This window comes from Pseudomonas sp. GNP012, from assembly GCF_054343835.1.
The window spans coordinates 1159222-1184956 of sequence record NZ_JBTGUU010000001.1 but is presented as its reverse complement, the minus strand read 5'-3'; the positions used below and the strand labels follow the sequence as shown (position 1 = coordinate 1184956).

Below are 25735 nucleotides of genomic sequence, written 5' to 3'. Positions count from 1 at the left end.
TTTTATCAGTGACTTCAAACGTGCCGGGCCATTTGCAGGCTCACGTCATGACTGCGATGCATGTCGGCAATTAAATTCCCGATCTCATCGGTGCGGACCTTCATCGCCTGGCCGTAGTCTTCGACCAGCCGGGTGAGGTAGTCAGTGATCTCTTCGCTGATCGCCATGCGCACCTGCACGTCCGCCAGGTGCTTCGCTGCCTTGGCCAGATGTTCGCCGCTACCGATCTGCAAACCGCCCTGCACTGCCACATTGCCGAACTCGGTGACGGCCTGAGCCGTCTGCAGATAGGCGGTAATGCGGGCCAGGGTCACCGCATCGGCGCCTCTGGTGATGAAGCTGCGCAACTGGGTCAGCATCTGCGTCAGTGAATTGCTGACCGATGAAGCCACCTGCTTGAGCGCCTGCATGGCTGCAGGCACAGCGTTGGCGATCATCGAGGCCAGTCTCGAGGCAATGGCGCCGATCATTGGCCCGACTACCTGTGCCCCGACCACGACCACCAATGCAACGGCAGCCAACGTGGCCGCGATCCCCTGGATCATGCCTGCGATTTTCGCAATGTCTTTTGCGGTCTCCTCGTCGACAAACGTCACCAGCAATGTTGTATAGATTTCGGTGAACAGCTTGATGGCTTCCTGCATGACCGTGGTCAGCGGCTTCATGGCTTCGGCCATGAACGACTTGCCCGTCACTTCCTCGGCCACCACATCGGAAATCATCACTACCGCGCCAATCACCCCCACCGCGATCAGCGCCGGGTTGACGGTCAAAACACCGACAGCGATTGTCGCAACGGTCAATATCGCGCCGACGATCTTGCCAATGCAGCCCATGGTGCTCTGCAGCGCCTCAGCCTTACGCACTTCTTCCAGGTACTTTTCCGACTCGAGCTTCATGTGTTCCTGAAGCTTTGCTTGCATCTCCTGGAACAACTCCTGATTGAGCTCCTCCTTGTTCTGCGCCGCCTCGCCAAGCAACTCGATAATCTTCAAGCGGTTCAGGAGCGCCAGTGCGCTGCTGTTCAGCGCTTTTTCGTTGGACTCCTTCACCAAGGGTCCGGCGAGTCCGGCTTCTTGCACCTTCACGGCCACCATGGCCAGCGTTTTGGCGCAGGCGTTGGCGATCTCGATCAGTTTCAGGTGAGCATCGGTCGCCTTTTGCAGTGTTTGGGTATGGCCCGCCAGTTCACCTTTCAGCTTGTCGCGCAGTGCCAGTTCGCGAGCGTATCCCGGTGATTCAGAATCCAGTTCCGCCAACCGTGCCTCACTCTCATTCAGCAGTCCCTGGACCTGCCGAACCCGCTCCTGCAACTGATCGAGGTGCTCCTGGCTGCTGCCGATATTGCCTTCGGCGACTTCCAGCGCCTCAACGGCGGCGGCGTAGTCAGCCGCCAGCTTTTCATACCCCTGCTGCTTGGCTCCGGCCATGCTTTGCAGCATCGCCAGGCGGTTTTTCAGTTTTTTGACGTCGACTTCGCCGATCAACTCGCTGATCATCGCCATCAACAGCGTGAACAGATCACCGTTGGTTTCCTGTTTGTTGCCGTCAGCGAGTAGAGCTGGCACTTGCAACATCGGTCTGCCCGCACTGGCGACGGATGGGCCAGGCTGGCCTTCGTAGCTCACCGACATCAGGCGAGCCAATGCCTCTTGGCCGGCCTTCTGATAATCCGCCGTCCTGGCCGCTTGACTGGCAGCTTGGCCATATTTTTCAACGGCTACGTCTCGACCGGTCAAGCTCAAAGAAGCCGGGTTGAAGGTGCTTCTGATTTCACTCATGTTCAGTCTCCGAACAATCTTTTTCAATGTGACTCAAGGTGTCGAGATACACCTGAGCCTGTTTGCGCAAATCGTCTTCCGTGGCTTGCTCAAGCACATATTCGAAGCACAATCTGGCCTTGCCGACCTTGCCCAGCGCCAGGTGACACTGGCCGGTGTACAGCATCGGTCGGTAGTCGTTCTTGCCTTGGGCGAAGGCGATCGCATACAGGTCGATCGCTTTCTGGTGGTTCTGCTTGAGTTGGTGTACGGCGGCCAACCCCATCCAGTAATGGCTGTTGTTGAAGTCGTAGATGCACAGGAAATGGAAGAACTTTTCGGCATCGTCCAGCCGCCCTTGCTCGTAAAACTGGAACGCGAAGGCATAGAGACCGTTCATGTGTTCGTCACTGATGCCTTGCACGTCTTTCAATGCCACACCACCGAGCACCGCATCCACGACATCGAGGGCCAGTTGTTCATCTTGTTGTTTGTCGCGACTCATCAGCCACACTCCTGAAAAACGTCAGCGTTGCTGACGACTGCATTGAGCCAAAGCGCTGCTGAGCACGCTGCCAAATTGCGCTCATGCCAACGTTTGGAGGAAAAAGGAAAAGGGAGAAATCAGGCCTGCTCGACCTGTTCGAGCCAGATCAACAGACGCAGGACTTCTTCGATTTCCTGTACTTGAAGAAAGCTGTAGCGCTGGTGGGTTTTGAATATCCGCCGGGCCAATGCGATGTCATTGATCACCGGCACACCGACCTCTTTGGCATAGGCGCGAACGGCCAGGGCGCGCTGGTTGGTTTCCATCAGGGAGATAAACGGCAACACGGTGATTTCCGGGCGGAAATACACACCGATGGCAATGTGCGTCGGGTTGGCGATAATCATCCGCGAGTTGCGCACATCGGATTTGATTTGCTCCGACAGCAACTCACGATGCAGGTCACGACGGCGTCCCTTGATCTCGGGATTGCCATCCTGTTCCTTGTGTTCGCGCTTGACCGAGTCCTTGTCCATCATCTGATCCTTCATGAACAGCCAGTATTCGCTCAACGCATCGAGCACGACGATCAGCAGCACGCATCCGAGGAACGCCAGCACCAGCACCAGCAACAAGTGGCCCCAGATTGCGAACAGGTCAGATGCCTGGGCGAACAGTTGGGCAAACAGCAATTGCCGCTGGGTGATCCAGACAATCCACAGGGCCAGGGCAAAGCTGCCCAGGTACAGCAGCGCTTTGACCGTGTCCTTGACGGTGCGCATGCTGAACAGTTTTTTGAAGCCATTGATCGGGTTCAACGCTCCCAGGTTGAGCTTCAAGGCTTCGCTGGCCAGCGCAAAACCGCTTTGCAACAGTGCAGGCAATGCGCTGGTCAACACACAGACCAGCAGCAACGGCAACAATGCCTTGAGCCCGACCAGCACCAGCATGGCCGAGTACGCTTGCAGGTCCACGTCAAAGTCACTGGCAATGATGCGCCGATAGACTTCCATGACCTCCACCAGCGAGCTGTTGAACACCATGTAGGTGATGCCGCAGAGGGTCAGGCAGGTGATCACCAGATCCTTGGCCTTGAACGTCTGCCCTTTGCGTGACGCATCGCGCAGGCGCTTGGCGGTGGGTTTCTCAGTCTTCGAGGCGCTGGACGACATCGGCAGCCTCTCCTTCGCGGCCCAGATAATGTTCCAGCCCTTGGGACTTCATGCCCATGCGCAGGACTTCGTCCGGCAGGTGAACGCCGAAATACAGCATCAACACCACCAGCGCCACCAGGCTCTTGACCGTCAGCGACACCGAGAACGCATTCATTTGCGGCGCATACCGCGAGAGCAAGCCAAGCAGCGCTTCGCTGATCAACAGCGTGGCCACCACCGGCGCGCTGATCACCAGGGTCTTGCTCACCAGCGCGTCGAGCAGGCTCAGAATCGATGTCAGGTGTATCTCGCAGCCATTGACCGGCGCGCATAGGCGGTAACTGTGGCCAATGGTTTCAAGCATCAGCAGCATGCCGCCGCCCTCGAGATAAACCGCCGCGGCGAACAACTGGAGAAAATTTGCCAGCTCCGACGTATCGACGCCGTTGGCCGGGTCCACGGTGCTGCTGAGCATCGCCCCGCGCTGGTTGTCGATCAGGTTGCCCATGGCGTGCAGCACCCAGAACGGCCAGCACAGCAGGCATCCAAGCAGAACGCCAATGCCAGCCTCGCGCAACATCAGACCGAAGAACGCCAACCCGTCGAGGTCAGGCAGCGGCCCCCCCACATAAGCCTGGAAACCCAACGCCACCAACACAATGACAGCCTGGCGTGGCGCGCCCGTGAGCACCCCACTGTTGAGGAACGGCAACATGAAAAAAATCGGCGCCAGGCGTGCAAACCCCAGGAGGGCGGCGGCAAACCAGGTGTACAGGTCGAAAAACAGCGTCACCGACATCGCGCTAACCCAGCGCCAGGCGGATGACTTCTCGACTGAAATTGAGCAAGGTTTCGCCGTACCAGCCCGACAGCAGGAACAGGCACGCGGCGACGGCCAGCAGTTTGAAACCGAACGGCAGGGTCTGCTCCTGTAACTGGGTCACGGTCTGAATCAGACCGACCACCAGGCCGACCACCGTGGCAACGATGATTGGCCACGCCACCATCAACAGGATGAGGTAAAGGGTTTTATTGCCGGCATAGACCAGATCGTTCATGAACCTGCGCCTATGCCAGCAACGTCAGGTATTGCTTGACCAGCCCGGTGGACAGCAGCGCCCAGCCGTCCAGAGCAACAAACAATACCAATTTGATCGGCACCGAAATGATCACCGGGCTCATCATCATCATGCCCAGCGCCAGCAGGATGCTGGAGATCACCAGGTCGACGATCACAAAGGGTAAGTACAGGTAGAAGCCGATCTTGAAGGCGCTTTTGATTTCACTCAATGCGTAGGCCGGCAGCAGGGAAAACAGCGACGGCGTGAGTTCTTCATCGGCGGGCATAACGATATCGGACTCACTCTGCACCGCTTGCGCCCGCTCGAAGAACAGCGCCAGTTCCGGGTCGGTGTACTTGCGCAGGTAGTCCTTGTAGCCGCCCAACCCGTTCTCGGCGAAATTCACCACCGACTCGATGTCGGTAAAAGCCACCTGTTCTTCCTTGTAATAGCCATAGCCCTGTTTCATCACCGGCGTCATCACGAAAATCGCCAGCATCAAGGCGATCGCATTGAGGGCCATGTTCGAGGGCACTTGCTGCAAGCCCAAGGCGTTACGCACGATGACAAAGACAATGGAAAACTTGATGTAGCAGGTGCCGGCCGCCACCAGAAACGGCAGTAGTGAAGCGAACGCCAGCAGCGCAATCAGCGAGACGTCGTTCATCGCGGCATTCCGTCCGGTGAACCGTTGCGATAGACCTCGAGCAACTCCACAGCCAACTGCTCTTGCAGTTGCACCAGTTCGCCACGGGCCACCGGCTTGCCATTGGCACGCACCTCGATGTGCCGCACCGCATCGTCCGCCAGCGGGATCAGTTGGCCCGCGATGATGTGCGACAGCGTGGCCAGGTCGATTTCCCGGGTCGCGAGCAAGAACTCCAGACGCACCGGCAAAGCGCCGAGGTCAAAATCGGTATCGGTATCGGTATCGAAATCTGCCGTGCTTTGGGCGTCGGTCGCGGTCGATAGCATGTGTACCCCCTGTTCAGTAAAGGTGAAAGCGCCGAGGCATTGACGCCCCAGGTAGCATCGTTGCGAACGCTGAATGATTCGCAGGACATCGCCGGCCTTGAGCCGTATCCCGTGTCCGAGGTGACTCGCCCCCAGTATCAACTCCAGGCGCAGCGGCAAATCGCTCAGCCATGAGTCGGCGTCCAGGGGCTGGTTGGCGGCCCGTGCCGGCGGCAATCGGGTCAACCACAGGCGCCCGCGAGGCGTGTCGAGCCATGGCAGTTCTTGCGGGGGCAATTGCCCGGGAGGGACCCCATCGACGTCGGATATTTGCCGGTAGTGCAAGTCGTCTACCTCCAACAGCAAGGGTTGCGGCACCGCGCGGAACAGTTCGGCGATGTTCATCAGCGAGCACTCGACCGACAGTAACGAGCGCAAACCCGGGAGCGATCGATGCAACCAGTCGCGGGCGTCGATCAAACCCCACCATTCCCCGCCCTCGCCTGATGCGCGAAAGCACAGATAACCCGATTGCCTTGGCGGATGGCCTGAACCGGCGTCGACATCCGCGTTTCGCCAGCGTCGTATCGCTTGCGCGGCGGTATGCGCCGAAGCGTTGACCCGACGCAACTTCAGTGCGCTCATGCACCCTGCCCGGCGTCTTCGGTCTGCTCGTCGTCCGGCGGCTGCCGCGAGCCCTGGCGCTGATGCTCGCCGTCGCTATCGGTCAGGCGCCAGGCGGGTTCGCGGACGTGCTCCAGCGACACTTTGAGTTGTTCGAAAACCAGGGCATTGCTCGGGCTCAGTTGCAGGTTGCGGGTGGACTCATCGGCCACGCGGCTGATCGTCACCTGCCCGCTGGCGGTACCTTTATTGAACGGAACCTGCAGCAACCCCCGGTCGGCAACCGGCAGGGTCTCGATGATCGGGTCGAGGGCAGGCGGCGCTGGCGGCATCCCGGGCGCCGAGGTCGCAGGTGAGGCAATTGGCGGCACATGGCGCGCGGTCGGGAGGCTCGATAAGGCTTCGGGCCTTTGCCCTTCGAACTCAAAAATCGAGGGTGCACCTGGACTGGTGGCACGGTCGACCGGTAGCGGTTCGACGATGTTTGATGGGCGCTCGGTCAGCCCTGACTCAACAACGATCCGAGTCGGCAGGTTTGCAGGTGCCAGTGTCAGTGTCAGTGTCGGTGTCGGTGTCGGCGCGCCCCCCCTGTCGACAACAGGCGCAACGTCAGCCACCGCTGGCAACACCCGAGGCTGCTCAGGTTTACTCGACAGCGGCTGCGCTTGTGGATGAGACGCCGGTGTGGGCAGCCGTACTTCGTCGAATTCAGCCGCCGGCTTTTCCGGGAGCGTGACCATCGCCTGCAGAGTGATTGCGCGCCCCGTGTCCATCAGGGGTCGATGACGCAGGATCAACGGCGCCATCAGCTCCAGCACACCTTGCGGCAGCTCATCCTCCCGCACCGGCACCAGCCTGTCGTGCGACTCATCCATCGGCTGTTCGGTGACAGGGTCCAAGGGTTGAACCGGCAAGGGTGAAATTGCAGATACATTGCTCATCGCGAAACTCCGTTCATCTCTTCGGCTTCTCTTTCTTCCCGGCGTACCTGCTCCAGCCGTTGCCCCCGTAACAGCTGCTGAACAGCCCCTTCGTACTTGTCGTGTTTGCGCTGCGTGAACCGCAGTTGCTCGCGCTGCTCCTGCAACGCTTGCTCAATCTCCCGGCACTGCTGATCGACCCGGTTACGCTCGACGCGCAACAGCTCGATCTGCCGCCGAATGACCGCCTGCCTTCGCAACAGCGCCAACAGTTGCCCGTGATCGAGCACACAGTCATTGGCGCGATGGCTGGCCAACAAACCGTGTAGCGCCGCCTCTTGTCCATCGAAAGCGGCCCGCTCCTGGACCAGCGGCTGCAGTTTCTGCCGGGTACGCGCAATCAGCAGTTGACCGCGTTGCAGGCGGAACTGGCTGAGCGCCAACAGGCGACGACGATCGGCTAATGGATTCATGCCATGACCCCCTGCAATTGGCCCAGGCCCTCGTCCGGTTCACAGCGTTCGCCAGTGGGCTGGCACAACCACTGGTAGAGGGCTGCACGGCGTTGCAGCGCCTGGTCATTGGCGGCGTCCGCGCCTGGGCTGTACTCGCCCATGTCGAGAAAAACCTGCAGCTGCTCAAGCCGCGTCAGCGTTTCCCGGGTCGCCGCCGCCAGTTGCTGCACCTGCGGTGGGGTGACTTGCGTCGCCACGCGACTGACGCTGCGCAGCACATCGATCGCCGGGTAGTGCCCCTTGGCCGCCAGCGCACGGCTGAGGTAAATATGGCCGTCGAGGATTGAGCGAATCTCCTCGGCGATCGGGTCCGGTTCGTCGTCACTTTCCAGCAGCACCGTGTACCAGGCGGTAATGCTGCCGGAGGCAGTCACCCCGGGCCGTTCCAGCAGGCGCGGCAAGGCATCGAACACCGAGGCCGGATAGCCTCGTCGCGCCGGCGCTTCACCCGCGGCCAGGGCCAGATCGCGACGGGCCCTGGCGTAGCGCGTCAACGAGTCCAGCAACAACACCACACGCAGGCCCTGGTCACGGAAATATTCGGCGATGGCCGTAGCCTGCAGGGCCGAGTTGCAGCGATCCACCGAGGAAAAATCCGAGGTGGCATACACCACCACGCATCGTGAGCGTATTTCAGACTGACGCAGATGCTCGATGAATTCGGTCACTTCACGTCCGCGCTCACCGATCAGGCCAATGACAAACACATCGGCGTCGGTGTGGTTGATCAGCATATTGATCAGGGTGGTTTTGCCGGAGCCGGCGGCGGCGAAAATGCCGATGCGCTGGCCGATACCGCAAGTCAGCAAGCCGTCGATGACCCGAATACCGGTGCGCAACGGGGTGTCCACCGGGCGCCGCTGCTGGTATGACGGCGGGTCGGCGTCCACCGGATAGTCCTCTTGCGCCAGCGCCGTAGACGGAGCCAGACGCTCGACGATAGTGCCTTGAGGGTCGACTACGCTGCCAAGCAAGGCATCACTGCACGTCAATTGCAGGATCGAGCCCGTGGGAACGATCATCGACTCTCTGGACAAGCCCTTGGCATCGCCGAGCAAACTGAGCACGACCGCGCCGGGCTTGAAGCCAATGACCTGCGCCCTGGCCGCTACCTCAGGCAAGCGCCAATGCCGACGCACTTCGCAGACTTCACCGATCACCACGTCGCCCAGCGCCGCTTCGATCAATGGACCACTCAAACGCAACGGATGGGCACCGTGCCGTTGCAGCCGGATTTTCATCGACGCAACAGTTCGCACAGTGTTTCAAGCGCCAGCACAAACGAGTCGAGGGCCTGGGCGAAATGCCCGGCGTCACACAGGGCATCGGCATTGGCCATCAACCGCAGTTCCAGGCGCTCCTGAACCTCGCACAGATGCAATTGCCCGGTGCGGGAAAAGGCGTTGCCTTCAAGCAAAAACCGTATCAACTCACCGGCACAATGATGGGCAAACTGTGGGCCGGCTTCGGCGACCACCGCCCATACCCATACATCGCCCTCCACCTCAGCGACGTTGACATCAGGCAGGCTCTTCATCTGCATTTCGATTGTACTGTGACTGTCGAAGTGCCCTATCTGGCTGTCCATGCAGCCGCTGTGCCGCAGCGCTTCGCGCAACAGGTCGGCAATATCCGTCGGAGCCATTTGCAGTATTTCCTTACAGTGTTTTGATGACATTGACGGAGACGGTCTCGGAGATTTCGCCGAACGACATCACGTCCAGCTCCCGGAACCGCCCCTCGATCAGCTTCTTGATGTAGCGCCGCACATCGACCGAACACAGCAACACCATGTCCTTGTGTGCAATGTGCAGACTGTCCAGGCCGACACTCAGCCGGTCCATCAGCTCTTCCGACTCGGCCGGTTCCAGGTTGATGAAACTGCCGCCCGAGGTTTGCCGGATGCCCTTGCGCACCACCTCTTCGAACTCCGCCGACAACAGCAACACCCGCAAGTCATTACCCTGGGCAAACTTGTTGCTGATGTAGCGGGCCAGTGAGCCACGAACGTGCTCGACCAACGCCAGCGCGTCTTTTTCCCGGGACGCCCAATGGGCCAGGGACTCAAGAATCAGCTTCATGTTGCGCACGGAAATACGCTCGCCAATCAGGCGCTGCAACACTTCGGTGATCTTCTGCACGGTGACGTGGCGATAGACTTCCTTGAGCAGATCGGGACAGCGGGTTTCCATTTCGTCGAGCAGTTGCTTGGTTTCCTGCACGCCAAAAAATTCCTGGATGTTGCGCGCCAGCAAGGTGACCAGGCAGCGGTAGCATTCCTCGTCCGCCGGGCGCAGGTGATAGCCCAATTGCTGCACCCGTTCCTGGTCGGTGGCGTTGACCCACACCCCGCCCAGGCGATTGCTGTCACTGCCGTGCACCAGGGCAAAGCCCATGGGTTCCAGCTCCGGCGAGTAGTCGAGCAGGCGCCAGTGATCGAAATGGATATCGAATTGCTCGGCGCGCACTTCGTTGATCAGCACCGCCACTTGATGCGCCGGCAAGGCATCGCTGGCGCGCAATTGCGGCTCGGGAATGCGCAGACCGTAATCGACGAAAAACTGACTGCGAAAACGCGCCGCCCAACGGGCCGTGTTCAACTCATCGAGGCGTGCCGTGGGCACCAACAACATCAGCGGGATGGTTTCAGTGGCGACGTTATCGATGTCCTCGAGCAGGCCCGAGCCGGTCTGCATGGCTTGGCCCTGCGTCGACGATGGACGGCTGTCACCCTGCCCCTCGGCCCTGGAGGCCTTGCGCCGGCGCACGAATACCAGCAGTGCCAGGGCCGCGGCGATGGGCAGGAAAGTCAGCAGCGGAAAACCGGGCAGCAGGCCGACGCCCACCGCCAGCAGCGCCGTCACCCCCAGCACGAACGGATGACCAAGCATCTGGGCGAGCATGTTGCGCCCCAGGTTGGCGTCATCGCCGTTGACGCGGGTGACGATGAAGCCGGCGCCGATGGCGATCAGCAACGCCGGAATCTGCGCCACCAGACCATCGCCGATGGTCAGCAGGGTGTAGGTCGACAAGGCGGTGGACAGGTCCATGCCCATCTGCCCGACGCCAATGGCCATGCCGCCGATGAAGTTGACGAAGATAATGATGATGCCGGCGATGGCATCGCCCTTGATGAACTTCATCGCGCCGTCGAACGAGCCGTACAACTGGCTTTCGCGCTCCAGCACGCTGCGCTTTTCCTTGGCTTCCTCGGCCGTCATGGCACCGGCCTTGAGGTCGCCGTCGATGCTCATCTGCTTGCCGGGCATGCCGTCCAGCGAGAAGCGCGCCGCGACTTCGGCCACCCGCTCCGAACCCTTGGTGATCACGATGAACTGGACAATAGTGACAATGGAAAAGATCACGAAGCCCACCACCAGGCTTTCGCCGATCACGAACTCACCGAAGGAGGCGATGATCTCCCCCGCATCAGCCTGGCTGAGGATCAGCCGGCTGGTACTGATCGACAGCGCCAGGCGAAACAGGGTGGTCAACAGCAGCAACGCCGGAAAGGTCGAGAAACTGAGGATGCGTTCGATGTAGAACGACCCCATGAACACCAGCAGCGAAATCACGATGTTCAGGCCGATGAGAAAATCCACCAGCACCGTCGGCAGGGGAATGATCAGCATGGCGATGATCATCACCATCAACGTCAGGATCAGCAGCTCCGGACGAGCGCCGACGTTGCGCAAAAACACATTGAGCATGGCAGGTCAGCTCCGGGGAAAAGTCATGAGCAGCCGCCGAGGCGTCGCCGTTCTTTACATTCATGGGCGTAGGCAATGTCAGCCAGTCGGGTGAACTGTTCTGCCAGGCGCAGTGGCGCTCCTTCATCGGCAAACAGTTGCGGCGGCAACTGCAGGCTGTGCCGGCGCACCTTCTGCAGCAGCGTCGAACGCTCACGGTGCGGGCTCAACAGCACACGCTCACCCAACGCACCGAGCAACAGCTGGTCGAGCTCATCGGGGTATGTCAGCAGGCCGAGCAGGAACACCAGCCAGTCGGGCTCATTGGCGTTGTGCCGGCAAATGAGTGCATCGCCCAGCAGTTGGGTGATAAACAGCTCATCAGCTGAGCGCAGGCGCTTGAGGTCGGTCACCCTGGCCAGCAGTTGACCGAACTCCACGCGCGAGCAACTGGGGTCCTGGGCACTGATATCCGTGAGCAATGCTGCTTCGATGAAGGCAAGTACCGCCATGCGTTGTGACGGACCATACAGTGCGATCCAGTCCTGATAACAACTGATCGGGCCCTCGTCGGACTCCAGAAAATCCCGGTAGGTCTCGCGCAACAACCCTGCGCGCACCGCCATGCTCGCCCCGAACATCCTGGCTTTGAGGGCGGCGTTGATCCCGGCATTCATCCGTTTGGGGGAACCTTGGGCAACCACAGTCTGTAAAAGCGTTTCAAGTCGCTGACGGGTGGTCTTTTCCAGTTTCTTGCGACGTAGCAGTTCTCGCAGCACCAACGCCAGATCACTGTCATCGGGGAACAGTTTTCGCGCCATTTGCAGCAACCAGGCAACCGGCTTGTCCGCCAGCCGCGCGAGGCTGAGCACCTGCTGCACCTTGGGCACAGTGTCGTCTTCAAGGACTCGTTCGAAGTTGTCCATCAGGGTCTCGGACTTGAGTTCGAAATGTCGCCGCCCGCGAAACTGAGCCAGTGCCGCCGACATTTCATCGCTGATCTGCACAAAGCGCTGCGCAACGGCAACCGTCGAGCTGTCGTCGAGATCAACCTGCGCATCCGCCTGGGGCTGTGGATGTTCGGCGGCCTTTTCGGCATTGAGCCGTGCCTGGGCGGCTCGCCCACCTGTGGAAACCGGTGGCAGGATCATTTTTCTGCCGCCCGCAAATAGGCGCGACGCACCCGCTCATGCTGCTGCGGGGTCAGCAGCCCGTTGGACGGATCAGTCGTGGCGGGCTCCAGTGTGTCGAGAATCTCCTTGGGTTGAATCAGGAACACCCGCACCGTGTTGGCCGAGCGGTTCTGGCGATAGCTGAACAGGCGCCCGATCCACGGAATCGAACCCAGTACCGGAATCCGCCCGACTTGCTCGCTGTGATCATCGCGGGTGAAACCACCCACCAACAGACTCTTGCCCTGGGGCACACGCGCCACCGTGCTGATCCGTGTGCGCCCGACCGTCGGCAAACTGCCGGGTAGCTTGTTCTGGTCAGGTTTTTCTACTTCGTTGCCGTCTTCGATATTGAGTGACATTTCAATTTCGTCCGCCTGGGCGAAACGGGGCAGAACACTGACGAGCGTGCCATAGGTCACGTGCTGCAAATCGACACTGCGCTCCCCAACCAGCGGGGCATAGAAGGTGCGGTTGTTGTCGAAGATCGCCGGCACGTTCTCTTGTGTCAGGATCACCGGACGCGAGACCACATTCGCCCGGTTGGTGCGCTCCAGGGCCATGACCTGGGCGACGAACGAAGCGCCATCGAGGGTGGTCGCCGAGCCGGCGTTCAGCGATACGGTGAATGTCCCACTGGACTTCAATCCGCCCTGCCAGTTGATGCCCAGCTGATTGAGTTCATCCTTGTGCAAATCGATGATCCACAACGACAACTCCACGTGCCGTTTCGGCGTGTCCAGCGCACTCACCAGGTTCTCGATAAAGCGCACTTGCTCCGGCAGCCCCTTGACCAGCAGGCTGTTGGTGTCGGGATAGGCCACCACCCGTATATTTCCGGCAGCCACCTCTCGCGCAATGATTCGCGGCGCGGTCGGGTCTTGCTCCGAGGGGGCGCTCGCCAAGCCTTCCAGGGGAAACGCCGGCATCAATCCCTGCGGACGCTGCGCGGGGGCTTGTGCCACCGACGGCTCGACCTCGCGCTTTTCGCCACGCAACAAGTCCTCGATCACGGTGGCCAGCCCGGGAATGGTCACCTTGTCATCACGCAGCTCATACTTGCGGTCGCTGACAAAGGTATTGCGCACCTGGATCACGCCGATCTGCTGCTTGCCCAGCAACAGTTCCGAGCGCTGGTTATCCATCAGTCCGGCGGCTTGCACCACCAGATCGACATACATCGGCGGGCCCGACACATGAAAAGTGCGCAAGCCGTCGTGGCGCAATGGATAACGTGCATCGTGCAACCCGGAACGCTCAAGGAACGCCTGAAGTCTGGTGACAGTCAGGGTCTGCAGCGACATCATCGAGCTTTTGACTTCCGACGCGTCATACAGATAAATCGCCTGGCCATCGCTATACCAGATAAGCCCCATCTGCGCGCTGACCCGCTCAAAGGTCCGCTGCGGCGAACGCAGATCGAAGGCACCGGAAATCCGTTTGGCGGCGGCAGTCTTGCTGACGATGACAGGTTTGCCCAACGGCCCGGACAACTCGCTGAAGAATGTGCGCACGCTCTGTTCGCGAGCCACATAGCCGTCGGCATTGGCGCGCGCGGCAAGCGGCACCAGCGACAACAGGGCGCCTAACCAGAACGGCAAAACAAATAACGAAAGCAATCGGCGGTTCATTGACTCACTTGCCTGGGAGGTAGGTTATGTCGGCCAGGCTACTGGGCGTGAAGCCAACCAGATCACGGATTTCCTTGGAGAAATGCGAAGAAGAGGCAAAACCCAACTCCAGCGCGATATCCGTCAGGGAGTCGTCCTGCAGGCTCATGTTCAACAGCGCCCTGGCCGCACGCCAGCCGCGCAATGCAGGCTTGGCCGCCGTGCCCAGGGCCTGCCGGCACAGTCGACGGAAGTGCGACACGGAAACGCCATAACGCTGAGCCAGGGTGGTCAACTTTTCGCTGTGGGTGCCCTGCTCCAGCAGGAAGCGCACAAGTCCGTAACTTTCGGTATGACGCAGCACGCCGGCGAAGGTCTGGTAAGCCATACCCCCGACCATGGCCTGTTCGATGTACCAGCGCTCTAGCGCCCGCCCGGACCACACGGCGGGGTACGCCACCGGCAATGCCGCCCAGGATGTCGGGCTGGGTCGTTGATCAACCAGTGTGTTTCCCAGATCGATGAACACTTGCAATTTAACCAGCGCCGCTTCTGCAACCGGCCGGGTCTGCACGCCGCCGCCCAGCTCGAATGTATCGCTCGTTGCAATCAGCCCTTCCCAACCGACCGGCAGACAGACCCGCGGGCGCTGCGCCGAAGCCAGATACACAGGGGATTCGCTGACCCGCACATGCAGCACCCGCTCGCTGCAACGAGCATCAGGCAGACCGGTGGCGTGTAGTAATTGGATTTGCACGCCAACCTCCTTTGCGGCCTGACGATCAACGGCCGGCAGGATGAAAGACATGGCGCGATGAATCCTGATGTAAAGCTGATGAACCGGTGATGGCATATGCCTTGCACCCTTCCGTGTACCAGCACCCATGCCAGCGTCGGAACGGGTGCAAAGACAATGGCGTCGTCCCCGGCCTGCCCATGCACGGACCCGGGACGACGTTTTTTTTGCAAGGTGAACACGCGATGAACGAACCGTCAGTCGGCCCTCTGGCCTGGGTCAATGGCAGCGATGCCCCGGAAAAAACCGAAATCAATCTCGGCTTCATGGCCCTGAGCGACTGCGCCTCGGTGGTGGTCGCCGCCACTCAGGGCTTCGCCCAACCCTATGGCTTGACCCTGAACCTCAAGCGCCAATCGTCCTGGGCCAGCCTGCGGGACAAGCTGGTCAGCGGCGAACTCGATGCAGCCCACAGTCTCTACGGTCTGATTTACGCCGTTCACCTGGGCATCGGTGGCGTGGCCGCGACCGACATGGCGGTGTTGATGGGCCTGAATCAAAACGGCCAGAGCATCAATCTGTCCCGCGGTTTGCAGGCGCTTGGGGTGACCAGTCCTGAGGCATTGGATCGGCACGTGCACCAAACTCGCGCAAAACTCACCTTCGCTCAGACGTTTCCTACCGGTACCCACGCCATGTGGTTGTATTACTGGCTGGCCAGCCAGGGCATTCACCCGCTGCTGGATGTCGACAGCGTCGTAGTGCCGCCGCCGCAAATGGTCGCCCACCTGCGGGCCGGGCGTATCGACGGGTTCTGTGTCGGCGAACCCTGGTCCGCCAGCGCCGTGCAGCAGGACCTCGGTTTCACCCTGGCCACGACCCAGGCCCTCTGGCCCGATCACCCGGAAAAGGTCCTCGGCTGCACCCGTGCGTTCGTCGAGCAATATCCCAATACCGCGCGGGTGTTGGTGATGGCGATTCTGGAAGCCAGCCGCTTCATCGAACAAAGCAGCGAAAATCGTCGCAGCACCGCGCAATTGCTCAGTGCAGCGCAATACCTCGATACGCCGCTGGAATGCATCGAGCCGCGCCTGCTGGGCGACTATGTCGATGGCCTGGGCAATCGCTGGCAAGACCCGCACGCCCTGCGCTTCCATAGTGAAGGCGAGGTCAATCTGCCGTACCTGTCCGACGGTATATGGTTCATGACCCAGTTCCGTCGCTGGGGCTTGTTGCGCGATGACCCGGATTACCTCGCCGTGGCCCGTCAAGTCCATCAACTAGACTTGTATCGTGAAGCGGCCAGCGCTGTCGGTGTCGCGGCATTGGGCAAGGAGATGCGTAGCAGTCAATTGATCGACGGCAAGATCTGGGACGGTTCGGACCCGGCCGGTTATGCCCGCAGCTTCAAACTGCACGCCATGAGCGACAGCTCACACCGATCCGCCAGCCGCTGACAGGAGACGACGAACATGCTGCGTATCCTGCTGATCAACGACACCGCGAAAAAAGTCGGACGCCTGAAGGCCGCCCTGACCGAGGCCGGGTTCGAAGTGATCGATGAGTCCGGCCTGACCATCGACTTGCCCGAACGCGTCGAAACGGTGCGTCCGGACGTGATTCTGATCGATACCGAGTCACCAGGCCGCGATGTCATGGAACAAGTGGTGCTGGTCACTCGCGACCAGCCACGACCGATTGTGATGTTCACCGACGAACATGACCCCGATGTGATGCGCCAGGCTATCAAGTCCGGGGTCAGTGCCTACATCGTCGAAGGCATTCACGCACAACGCCTGCAGCCGATTCTCGATGTGGCCATGGCACGCTTCGAAAGCGATCAGGCTTTGCGTGCCCAGTTGCAGGCCCGCGACCAGCAACTGGCCGAGCGCAAGCGCATCGAGCTGGCCAAAGGGCTGCTAATGAACATGAAGGACTGTAACGAAGAAGAGGCCTACACACTGATGCGCCGCCAGGCAATGAGCCGTCAGCAGAAGCTGATTCAAGTGGCGGAGCAGATTATTGCCATGAGCGAGTTGCTTGGCTGAAGCCCTGTGGTGAATGTTCTATCGCCTTCGCGAGCAAGCCCGCTCCCACATTTGATCGCGGTCGAATGTGGGAGCGGCGGTGCGGCGATCCGACTTGCTCGCGAATGGCGGCGACCCGGTTTCAAGTGTTGGCACAAATCTCGCAGTGTAATCACCACAGGTAACCAACGGCGGTTGCCCCACCTACGACAAAGACGTCGCTCACCTCATTTGCCCTTGGCGGATCGGGTGGCGGCGTTTTTTCGTTTTGGCCCCAGAGCACGGGGCCGGTGGAGCGGCCGTAGCGGCGCCCCACCTGCAAGCTCATGACTCCTTTCGAGACTCTTCACAGCTGAGGTGCGCAATGAATTCAAGCTTCTGGAAATCCGGCCATACCCCCACATTGTTCGCAGCCTTCCTCTATTTCGACCTGAGCTTCATGGTCTGGTACCTGCTCGGCCCTCTGGCGGTACAGATCGCCGCCGACCTGCACCTGACGACACAGCAACGCGGGCTGGTGGTCGCCACGCCGATTCTGGCCGGGGCGGTCTTGCGTTTTGTCATGGGGATGCTGGCTGATCGCCTGTCGCCGAAAACCGCCGGCCTGATCGGTCAGGTCATCGTGATCTGCGCGCTGTTCGGCGCCTGGAAGCTCGGCATCCACAGCTACGAGCAAGCGTTGCTGCTGGGTCTGTTTCTCGGCATGGCCGGCGCGTCCTTTGCCGTTGCCCTGCCCCTGGCCTCGCAGTGGTATCCGCCGCAGCATCAAGGCAAGGCCATGGGCATCGCAGGCGCCGGGAACTCGGGGACGGTGTTCGCCGCCTTGATCGCTCCGGTACTGGCGGCGGCGTTTGGCTGGAGCAACGTATTCGGCTTCGCCCTGATTCCGCTGATCCTGACCCTGATCGTCTTTGCCTGGATGGCGAAAAACGCCCCCGAGCGACCAAAAGCCAAATCCATGGCCGACTACTTCAAGGCCCTGGGCGACCGTGACAGCTGGTGGTTCATGTTTTTCTACAGCGTGACGTTCGGCGGCTTCATCGGCCTGGCCAGCGCCCTGCCCGGCTATTTCAACGACCAGTACGGCCTGAGCCCGGTGACGGCCGGGTACTACACGGCGGCCTGTGTGTTCGGCGGTAGCCTCATGCGCCCCTTGGGCGGCGCTCTGGCTGACCGGTTCGGTGGCATTCGGACCTTGTTGGCGATGTACACCGTCGCAGCGATCTGCATCACTGCGGTGGGTTTCAACCTGCCGAATTCCTACGCCGCACTGGCACTTTTCGTCTGCACCATGCTCGGCCTGGGTGCCGGCAATGGCGCGGTATTCCAGTTGGTGCCGCAGCGTTTTCGTCGGGAGATCGGTGTGATGACCGGCCTGATCGGCATGGCCGGCGGCATCGGTGGCTTTGCCCTCGCGGCCGGCATGGGCGCGATCAAACAAAGCACTGGCAGCTATCAACTGGCACTGTGGTTGTTCGCCAGCCTCGGCATTCTGGCCTGGTTCGGCCTGCACGGCGTGAAACGGCGCTGGAGAACCACCTGGGGTTCGGCGGCCGTGACGGCTGCGCGGGTCTGACGCCTCGATGAGCCTGCAACTGAGTTTCGCCGAAGCCAGCGCCATCGGTCCGCGCGAGGAGAACCAGGATGCCCTGCGCCTCGTCACGCCGGCCCCGGCGCTGGCGGCGAGCAAAGGCTACCTGTTCGCCATCGCCGACGGTGTCAGCCAGTGCGCCGATGGCGGCCTGGCGGCCCGTTCGACGCTGCAGGCCCTGGCGCTGGATTACTACGCCACGCCGGAAACCTGGAGCGTGGCGCAGGCACTTGATCGCCTGTTGCTGGCGCAAAACCGCTGGTTGCAGGCCAACGGCGGCGGACAACCGCTGCTGACCACCCTCAGTGCGCTGGTCCTGCGTGGCCGGCGTTTTACCCTGGCGCATGTCGGCGATTGCCGGGTGTACCGCTGGCACGCCGACCGATTGCAGCGAATCAGCGAGGATCACGTCTGGGACCAGCCGGGCATGCAGCATGTGCTGAAACGGGCGCTGGGCCTCGATCAACATCTGGTGCTGGATTTTCTCGACGGTGAATTGCGCCCCGATGAAAGTTTCGTCCTGCTCAGCGACGGCATCTGGGCCGTCCTGGGCGATACGGCCATTGCGGCGATCCTGCGAGATCAACCGGACTTGCACAGCGCAGCGCAGACCCTGGTCAATGCCGCACACCTGGCAGGCAGCCAGGACAACGCCAGCGCCCTGCTGGTGCGGGTCGACGCCCTCGGTGAAGCGAGCATTGGCGATGCATTGATGCACTTGCAGCAATGGCCGCTGCCGCCGGCCCTGAAACCGGGCCAGGTGTTCGAGGGCTGGCAGGTCGAAGGGATCGTCGCACAGAGCCAGCAATCGCTGCTTTATCGCGTGCGCGACACTCAGCAACAACCCTGGCTGCTGAAAACCCTGCCGGGGCGCCTGCACGACGATCACCAGGCCGGGCAAGCGTTGCTGTCGGAAGAGTGGTTTCTCAAACGCGTGGCCGGCCGGCATTTTCCCGAAGTGCATGCCGCCAGTCAGCGTCAGCATTTGTACTACGTGATGCGCGAATATTCGGGCGCTACCCTGGCGCAACGGCATGAGCAAAGCGGACCGTTGCCGCTGCCCCAGTGGCAAGACATCGCCGAACGCTTGCTGCGAGCGGTCGGCCTGTTGCATCGACGGCAGATTCTGCATCGCGATATCAAACCGGAAAACCTGTTGCTGGGGGACGACGGTGAACTGCGCCTGCTGGATTTCGGCCTCGCCTACTGCCCCGGTCTCTCGCAAGACCTGCCCTGGGCTTTGCCTGGTACACCCAGTTACATCGCGCCGGAAGCCTTTCGGGGCGACGTGCCGACACCACAGCAGGACCTGTATGCGGTTGGTGTGACCTTGTATTTCCTGCTCACCGGGCACTATCCCTATGGCGAAATCGAAGCGTTCCAGCGCCCCAGGTTTGGTCTACCGGTCAACGCCAGCCGCTACCGGCCCGACCTGCCGGACTGGATCGCCCATCACCTGGAGCGCGCCGTGGCGGCGGCCCCCGAACAGCGTTTCGAAACGGCGGAAGAATGGTTGCTGCTGATCGAGCAAGGCGAACGCCGCAGTTTGAGCGTGCGTCCAAAACCCTTGCTGGAGCGTGAACCGCTGAAAGTCTGGCGGACGTTGGCGCTGGTATCGCTGCTGCTCAACCTGGTGCTGCTGGTGGCGGCGCTCCATTAGCGGGCAACGCGCCTTTAATCGGTGCATTCCCTCACAAACCTGCCCTTGCGAACGGGAAGAACGCCAACAAACACGGGGCCCGAGCAACTTGGCACAACCACTGCATTACCCTTTTCAACAGACATAAAGCGCAGGCTTCAACGACGAAGGCTGCACTTCCCGAGAGAACGGGACCAGGACAAAGGCGTCCTCGCTAGGTAACTAGCGGGACGCCTTTTTTTGTTTGCGCAAAATTTGTCGAGCATGGCCTGAACCCTGATGAGGCAGGCCTGGACTCCCCGGAGAACCTGATGAAAAAACTAAAACTGGTGATGATCGGCAACGGCATGGCCGGGGTCCGGACCCTGGAAGAACTGCTCAAGCTGAGCACAGAGCTGTACGACATCACGGTCTTCGGCGCCGAACCGCACACCAACTACAACCGCATCCTGTTGTCGCCGGTGCTGGCGGGCGAACAGACCTTCGAAGAGATCGTGCTCAACGACCTGGACTGGTACCTGGACAACAACATCAAACTGCTGCTCAACCGCAAAGTGGTGGAGATCGACCGGGTCAAGCGCCGGGTCATTGCCGAAGACGGCAGTGAAGCCGAATACGATCGCCTGCTGATCGCCACCGGCTCGACGCCTTTCATCCTGCCCATTCCCGGCAACACCCTCGAGGGCGTGATCGGCTACCGCGACATCGCCGATACCCAGGCCATGATCGACACCGCGAAAACCTACCGCCACGCCGTGGTGATCGGCGGCGGCCTGCTCGGCCTGGAGGCCGCCAACGGCCTCATGCTGCGGGGCATGCACGTCACCGTGGTGCATCTCGGCGAGTGGCTGCTGGAGCGGCAACTGGACAAAACCAGCGGCCAGTTGCTGCAAACCGCCCTGGAGTCTCGCGGCCTGCATTTCCGTCTGTGCGAGCAGACCCAGGCCTTGCACGACGCTGGCAACGGTCGGGTCGGTTCGGTGCAATTCAAGAATGGCGACATCATCCCCGCTGACCTGGTGGTGATGGCTGCCGGCATTCGTCCCAATACCGAACTGGCGGAAAAATCCGGCATTCCGTGCAATCGCGGGATTCTGGTCAACGACACCCTGCAAACCTATGACCCGCGGATCTACGCCATCGGCGAGTGCGCCAGCCACCGCGGCATCGCCTATGGTCTGGTGGCGCCGCTGTTCGAACAGGCCAAAGTCTGCGCCAACCACCTCGCCCAACTGGGTTTTGCCACTTACAAGGGGTCGGTGACCTCGACCAAGCTGAAAGTCACCGGCATCGATCTGTTCTCCGCCGGCGACTTCATGGGCGGTGAAGGCACCGAGACCATCACCCTCTCCGACCCGATTGGCGGGGTCTACAAGAAACTGGTGATAAAGGATGACGTGCTGGTCGGCGCCTGCCTGTATGGCGATACGGCCGATGGCGGCTGGTATTTCCGGCAGATCCGTGAAAACCACGTCATCGGCGAGATCCGCGATCACTTGATGTTCGGCGAAAACGCTTTGGGCGACGTAGGGCACCAGGGCCAGGACAAAGCCATGAGCATGGCCGACACGGCCGAAGTCTGCGGCTGCAACGGCGTGTGCAAAGGCACCATCGTCAAGGCCATTCAGGAACACGGGCTGTTCAGTGTCGACGAAGTGAAGAAACACACCAAGGCTGCCAGCTCCTGCGGTTCGTGCGCGGGTTTGGTGGAGCAGATCCTGATCAACACGGTGGGCGGCGCCGCCGACGTCAAACCGAAAAGCGAAAAGGCCATCTGTGGCTGCAGCGACCTCAACCACGGGCAAATCCGCCAGGCCATCCGCGAGCAACACCTGCTGACCATCGCCGGCACCCTGAGCTACCTGAACTGGCGCACACCCAACGGCTGCGCCACTTGCCGGCCGGCGCTCAACTACTACCTGATTTCCACCTGGCCGGGGGAAGCCAAGGATGATCCGCAATCGCGCCTGATCAACGAACGCGCCCACGCCAACATTCAGAAAGACGGCACCTACTCGGTAGTCCCGCGGATGTGGGGCGGTGTGACCAATCCTTCGGAACTGCGGCGCATTGCCGACGTTGCCGACAAGTACAACGTACCGATGGTCAAGGTCACCGGCGGCCAGCGCATCGACTTGCTGGGGATCAAGAAGCAGGACTTGCCAGGCGTCTGGAAAGACCTCGACATGCCATCCGGCCATGCCTACGGCAAATCCATCCGCACCGTGAAGACCTGCGTCGGCAGCGAGTTCTGCCGCTTTGGCACCCAGAACTCCACGCAGTTGGGCATCGAGCTGGAGCACGACCTGTTCAACATGTGGTCGCCGCACAAAGTGAAACTGGCTGTCTCCGGTTGCCCGCGCAACTGCTCGGAAGCGGGCATCAAGGACGTAGGCATCATCGGCGTCGATTCCGGCTGGGAGATGTACATCGGCGGCAACGGCGGGATCAAGACCGAAGTCGCGGAGTTCTTCGTCAAACTGAAAACCGCCGAAGAAGTCCGCGAATACAACGGCGCATTCCTGCAGCTCTATCGCGAAGAAGCCTTTTACCTCGAACGCACCGTGCACTACCTGCAACGGGTCGGCATGGACCACATCAAGAAGGCCGTGCTGGAAGACCCGGAGCGACGCAAGGCGCTCAACGATCGCCTGCAGTTCTCCCTGTCGTTCGAACAGGACCCGTGGAAGGAACGCCTGGAACAGCCGCAACTGAAAAAAGAATTCGACGTCATCCCCGTGAAAAACCTGGAGGTGCTGGCATGAACTGGCTGGATATCTGCGCACTGGATGAAATCAATGCCCTGGGCTCGCGGATCGTTGCCGGCCCTAAAGGCGACATCGCGATTTTTCGTACCAGCGACGATGAAGTGTTCGCCCTCGACGACCGCTGCCCGCACAAGGGCGGACCGCTGTCCCAGGGTTTGATCTACGGCAAACGCGTGGCCTGCCCACTGCACAACTGGCAAATCGACCTGGAAAGCGGCGAAGCCCTGGCCCCGGACGTCGGCTGCGCCCACCACCATCCGGCGCGGGTCGAAAATGGCCGAGTGATGCTGGCCTTGCGGGACGCAGGCTGATGGACCGCCAGATCACCGCGTCCACCTGCTGCTATTGCGGGGTCGGCTGCGGCGTGCTGATCGAGCATGACGGCGAGCGCATCCTCGGTGTCAGCGGCGATCCGGCGCACCCGGCCAACTTCGGCAAGTTGTGCAGCAAGGGATCAACCCTGCATTTGACCGGCGACTTGACGGCAAGGGCGCTGTACCCGGAACTGCGCCTGGGCAAAGGCCTGGCGCGCAGCCGCACCGACTGGGATAGCGCGCTTGATCACGCCGCCAGCGTTTTCGCCCAAACCATTGCCGAGCATGGCCCGGACAGCGTGGCGTTCTACATTTCCGGGCAGTTGCTGACCGAGGACTACTACGCCTTCAACAAACTGGCTCGGGCGCTGGTGGGCACCAATAACATCGACAGCAATTCACGGCTGTGCATGTCGTCGGCGGTGGTCGGCTACAAGCGCAGCCTGGGCGCCGACGCCCCGCCATGCAGCTATGAAGACCTGGAATTGAGCGATTGCGTGATGATCGTCGGCAGTAACATGGCCTACGCCCACCCGGTACTGTTTCGCCGACTGGAAGAAGCCAAATCCCGCCGGCCGCAGATGAAAGTCATCGTCATTGACCCACGCCGGACAGACACCTGCGATCTGGCTGACCTGCACCTGGCGATTTTGCCTGGCACCGATGTCGCCTTGTTCCATGGGATTTTGCATCTGCTGCTGTGGGAAGACTGGATCGACCGTGACTTCATCAAGGACCATACCGAAGGCTTGCCCGAGCTGAAGAAACTGGTGCGCGATTACACGCCGCAGATGGTCTCGCAGCTCTGCGGAATCAGCGTCGGGCAATTGCAGCAATGTGCCGAGTGGATCGGCACATCACCGTCTTTCCTGTCGCTGTGGTGCATGGGGTTGAACCAGTCCACCGCCGGCAGCGCGAAAAACAGTGCACTGATCAATCTGCACCTGGCCACCGGGCAGATTGGTCGTCCGGGTGCAGGTCCTTTCTCATTGACCGGTCAGCCGAATGCCATGGGCGGGCGGGAAACCGGTAGCCTGTCCAACCTGCTGCCGGGTCATCGTGACGCCGCCAACCCTGAGCACCGTGCCGACGTGGCCGCTTACTGGGGTGTTGATCAACTGCCTGAAAACCCGGGGCTGACTGCCATCGAGTTGTTTGAGCAGGTGGGCAGCGGCAAGATCAAAGCCTTGTGGATCGCCTGCACCAACCCCGCGCAGTCTCTTCCCGATCAGGCTGCCGTGCGCACGGCACTGGAGGCCTGCCCGTTCGTGGTCTTGCAGGAGGCCTTTCGCACCACCGAAACCGCCAGGTTTGCCGACCTGTTGTTGCCCGCCGCCAGTTGGGGCGAAAAGGACGGCACGGTGACCAACTCCGAACGGCGTATTTCCCACGTCCGCCGCGCTATCGTCGCACCGGGTGAAGCGCGTCCAGACTGGACGATCACGGTGGATTTCGCACAGCGCCTGGAGAAACATCTGCGTCCGCAAGCCACCAGCCTGTTTGCCTTTGACACCCCGGCGCAGGTCTTCGACGAATACAAACAGCTGACACGGGGCCGGGATCTGGATTTGTCCGGGATCAGCCACGGGTTGATCGACACCATCGGCCCGCAGCAATGGCCCTTTCCTGCGGGGTCCAGCGCAGGCACCGCCCGCCTCTATCTCGACGGCACTTTCCCGACTTCCAGCGGACGCGCGCAGTTCGTGGCCGACCCGTATCGCGCCGCCAAGGAACAACGGGATGCGCGTTTCCCGCTGACGCTGATCACCGGTCGTCTGCGCGATCAGTGGCACGGTATGAGCCGCACCGGCACCGCCGCGCAGTTGTTCGGCCATGTCAGTGAAGCCGTATTGAGCCTGCACCCGGATGAGCTGCGCAGGCATCGCCTGCAAACGGGCGATTTGATCAGCCTGAAAAGCCGTCGCGGCGCGGTGATCGTGCCGGTCGCCAGTGACGACAGCGTACGTCCGGGCCAAGCCTTCTTGCCGATGCATTTTGGTGACCGTTTTCTCAAGGGGGGCGTGAACAGCCTCACCCTGCCCGCCTTCGATCCGTTGTCGAAACAACCGGAGCTCAAACACAGCGGCGTGCGCCTGGAACCGGTGCAACTGCCTTGGCACCTTTTCGCGCTGATAGAAGGCGATGTCCAACAACACTTTGAGACTCTACGCCCCCTCTGCGAGGCGTTTTCCTACGTCAGCCTCAGTCTGACCGGTCGTGAGCGCCCTGCGCTGCTGATACGCGCTGCCAGCGCCACGGCGCCAGATCCGCAACTTCTGCGCGATATCGATCAATGCCTGGGGCTAAACGACGGACCGGTGCTGGCCTACGACGATCCACGACGCTCCATCGGTAAGCGGGTGCGGATCGAGAACGGCCGGATCACCGCGATCCGCCTGGCGGGTGAAACCCTCGCCCGGCACTGGCTGCAAAACCTCTGGCTCGAAGGTCGCGCCGATGAACAGCTACGGCGCTGGCTGCTCGCGCCCTTGAGTGCCCCACCGGGCCAGGTTGACGCCGAAGCGATCGGTAACAAAACCCTGTGCAACTGTAAGAACGTCAGCCAAAACGCGGTCTGCGCCGGCATCCGCCGAGGCCTGGACTTGCCGGGGTTGAAACAAGAATTGGGTTGCGGCACGCAATGCGGCTCCTGCGTCCCGGAAATCAAGCGTTTGTTGGCCGCCACCGCGCAGCCGCAAGCTGCCATCTCGTGA

22 protein-coding genes are annotated in these 25735 nt (G+C 61.1%); 7 read left to right on the top strand and 15 right to left on the bottom strand.

The features are described from left to right. Positions 1-14: 14 nt before the first annotated feature. The 15 genes from sctE to ACXX83_RS05075 form a co-directional block, all read right to left on the bottom strand. Positions 15-1781, bottom strand: a complete 1767-nt coding sequence (sctE, locus tag ACXX83_RS05145) for a type III secretion system translocon subunit SseC family protein (protein ID WP_458547726.1) — start codon at positions 1779-1781, stop codon at positions 15-17. Beyond that, on the bottom strand, positions 1774-2265 hold the full coding sequence (sicA, locus tag ACXX83_RS05140; RefSeq protein ID WP_458547725.1) for a type III secretion system translocator chaperone SicA: 492 nt from the start codon (positions 2263-2265) through the stop codon (positions 1774-1776). Before sicA ends, sctE begins: the two co-directional genes overlap by 8 nt. 119 nt (positions 2266-2384) lie before the next feature. Continuing rightward, positions 2385-3419, bottom strand: coding sequence for an EscU/YscU/HrcU family type III secretion system export apparatus switch protein (locus ACXX83_RS05135; RefSeq protein ID WP_458547724.1), 1035 nt, complete (start codon positions 3417-3419; stop codon positions 2385-2387). After that, positions 3394-4200: a type III secretion system export apparatus subunit SctT gene (gene sctT / locus ACXX83_RS05130; RefSeq protein ID WP_458547723.1), complete on the bottom strand. Its 807-nt coding sequence runs from the start codon at positions 4198-4200 to the stop codon at positions 3394-3396. The genes ACXX83_RS05135 and sctT overlap by 26 nt, the downstream gene beginning before the upstream one ends. Positions 4201-4204: 4 nt before the next feature. After that, the gene (locus ACXX83_RS05125) at positions 4205-4459 is read right to left on the bottom strand and encodes an EscS/YscS/HrcS family type III secretion system export apparatus protein (protein WP_458547722.1); all 255 of its coding nucleotides are present in this window, start codon (positions 4457-4459) and stop codon (positions 4205-4207) included. Between the two features lie 10 nt (positions 4460-4469). Further along, on the bottom strand, positions 4470-5129 hold the full coding sequence (locus ACXX83_RS05120) for an EscR/YscR/HrcR family type III secretion system export apparatus protein (protein ID WP_458547721.1): 660 nt from the start codon (positions 5127-5129) through the stop codon (positions 4470-4472). Next, positions 5126-6061, bottom strand: coding sequence for a FliM/FliN family flagellar motor switch protein (locus tag ACXX83_RS05115; RefSeq protein WP_458547720.1), 936 nt, complete (start codon positions 6059-6061; stop codon positions 5126-5128). Before ACXX83_RS05115 ends, ACXX83_RS05120 begins: the two co-directional genes overlap by 4 nt. Beyond that, on the bottom strand, positions 6058-6981 hold the full coding sequence (locus ACXX83_RS05110) for a SpaN/EivJ family type III secretion system needle length determinant (RefSeq protein ID WP_458547719.1): 924 nt from the start codon (positions 6979-6981) through the stop codon (positions 6058-6060). Before ACXX83_RS05110 ends, ACXX83_RS05115 begins: the two co-directional genes overlap by 4 nt. Then, positions 6978-7433: a SpaM family type III secretion system protein gene (locus ACXX83_RS05105; RefSeq protein ID WP_458547718.1), complete on the bottom strand. Its 456-nt coding sequence runs from the start codon at positions 7431-7433 to the stop codon at positions 6978-6980. The genes ACXX83_RS05110 and ACXX83_RS05105 overlap by 4 nt, the downstream gene beginning before the upstream one ends. Further along, entirely contained in the window at positions 7430-8716 is a 1287-nt protein-coding gene (gene sctN / locus ACXX83_RS05100) for a type III secretion system ATPase SctN (RefSeq protein WP_458547717.1), read from the bottom strand. Before sctN ends, ACXX83_RS05105 begins: the two co-directional genes overlap by 4 nt. Next, on the bottom strand, positions 8713-9120 hold the full coding sequence (locus tag ACXX83_RS05095; RefSeq protein ID WP_458547716.1) for an InvB/SpaK family type III secretion system chaperone: 408 nt from the start codon (positions 9118-9120) through the stop codon (positions 8713-8715). Before ACXX83_RS05095 ends, sctN begins: the two co-directional genes overlap by 4 nt. A gap of 13 nt (positions 9121-9133) precedes the next feature. After that, the gene (locus tag ACXX83_RS05090; protein WP_458547715.1) at positions 9134-11185 is read right to left on the bottom strand and encodes an EscV/YscV/HrcV family type III secretion system export apparatus protein; all 2052 of its coding nucleotides are present in this window, start codon (positions 11183-11185) and stop codon (positions 9134-9136) included. A gap of 23 nt (positions 11186-11208) precedes the next feature. Beyond that, positions 11209-12315 carry a type III secretion system gatekeeper subunit SctW gene (sctW, locus tag ACXX83_RS05085; RefSeq protein ID WP_458547714.1) on the bottom strand — a complete coding sequence of 369 codons (1107 nt, stop codon included), beginning with the start codon at positions 12313-12315 and terminating at the stop codon, positions 11209-11211. Next, positions 12312-13967 carry a type III secretion system outer membrane ring subunit SctC gene (gene sctC / locus ACXX83_RS05080; RefSeq protein ID WP_458547713.1) on the bottom strand — a complete coding sequence of 552 codons (1656 nt, stop codon included), beginning with the start codon at positions 13965-13967 and terminating at the stop codon, positions 12312-12314. The genes sctW and sctC overlap by 4 nt, the downstream gene beginning before the upstream one ends. A gap of 4 nt (positions 13968-13971) precedes the next feature. After that, the gene (locus tag ACXX83_RS05075; protein ID WP_458547712.1) at positions 13972-14754 is read right to left on the bottom strand and encodes a helix-turn-helix domain-containing protein; all 783 of its coding nucleotides are present in this window, start codon (positions 14752-14754) and stop codon (positions 13972-13974) included. 173 nt (positions 14755-14927) lie between these two features. Here ACXX83_RS05075 and ACXX83_RS05070 point away from each other — a divergent pair, with 173 nt between their 5' ends. The 7 genes from ACXX83_RS05070 to ACXX83_RS05040 all read left to right on the top strand — a co-directional run bounded on the left by ACXX83_RS05070 (position 14928) and on the right by ACXX83_RS05040 (position 25735). Then, a complete protein-coding gene (locus tag ACXX83_RS05070; RefSeq protein ID WP_458547711.1) occupies positions 14928-16139 on the top strand; it encodes a CmpA/NrtA family ABC transporter substrate-binding protein in 1212 nt (403 codons plus the stop codon). Between the two features lie 15 nt (positions 16140-16154). Next, positions 16155-16730, top strand: coding sequence for an ANTAR domain-containing response regulator (locus ACXX83_RS05065; RefSeq protein WP_458547710.1), 576 nt, complete (start codon positions 16155-16157; stop codon positions 16728-16730). Between the two features lie 343 nt (positions 16731-17073). Then, entirely contained in the window at positions 17074-18285 is a 1212-nt protein-coding gene (locus tag ACXX83_RS05060) for a nitrate/nitrite transporter (protein ID WP_015096058.1), read from the top strand. Between the two features lie 7 nt (positions 18286-18292). Beyond that, entirely contained in the window at positions 18293-19960 is a 1668-nt protein-coding gene (locus ACXX83_RS05055; RefSeq protein WP_458547709.1) for a bifunctional protein-serine/threonine kinase/phosphatase, read from the top strand. A gap of 290 nt (positions 19961-20250) precedes the next feature. After that, positions 20251-22704, top strand: coding sequence for a nitrite reductase large subunit NirB (gene nirB, locus ACXX83_RS05050; protein ID WP_458547708.1), 2454 nt, complete (start codon positions 20251-20253; stop codon positions 22702-22704). Next, positions 22701-23018 carry a nitrite reductase small subunit NirD gene (nirD, locus tag ACXX83_RS05045; RefSeq protein WP_007971500.1) on the top strand — a complete coding sequence of 106 codons (318 nt, stop codon included), beginning with the start codon at positions 22701-22703 and terminating at the stop codon, positions 23016-23018. The genes nirB and nirD overlap by 4 nt, the downstream gene beginning before the upstream one ends. Continuing rightward, positions 23018-25735, top strand: coding sequence for a nitrate reductase (locus tag ACXX83_RS05040; protein ID WP_458547707.1), 2718 nt, complete (start codon positions 23018-23020; stop codon positions 25733-25735). Before nirD ends, ACXX83_RS05040 begins: the two co-directional genes overlap by 1 nt.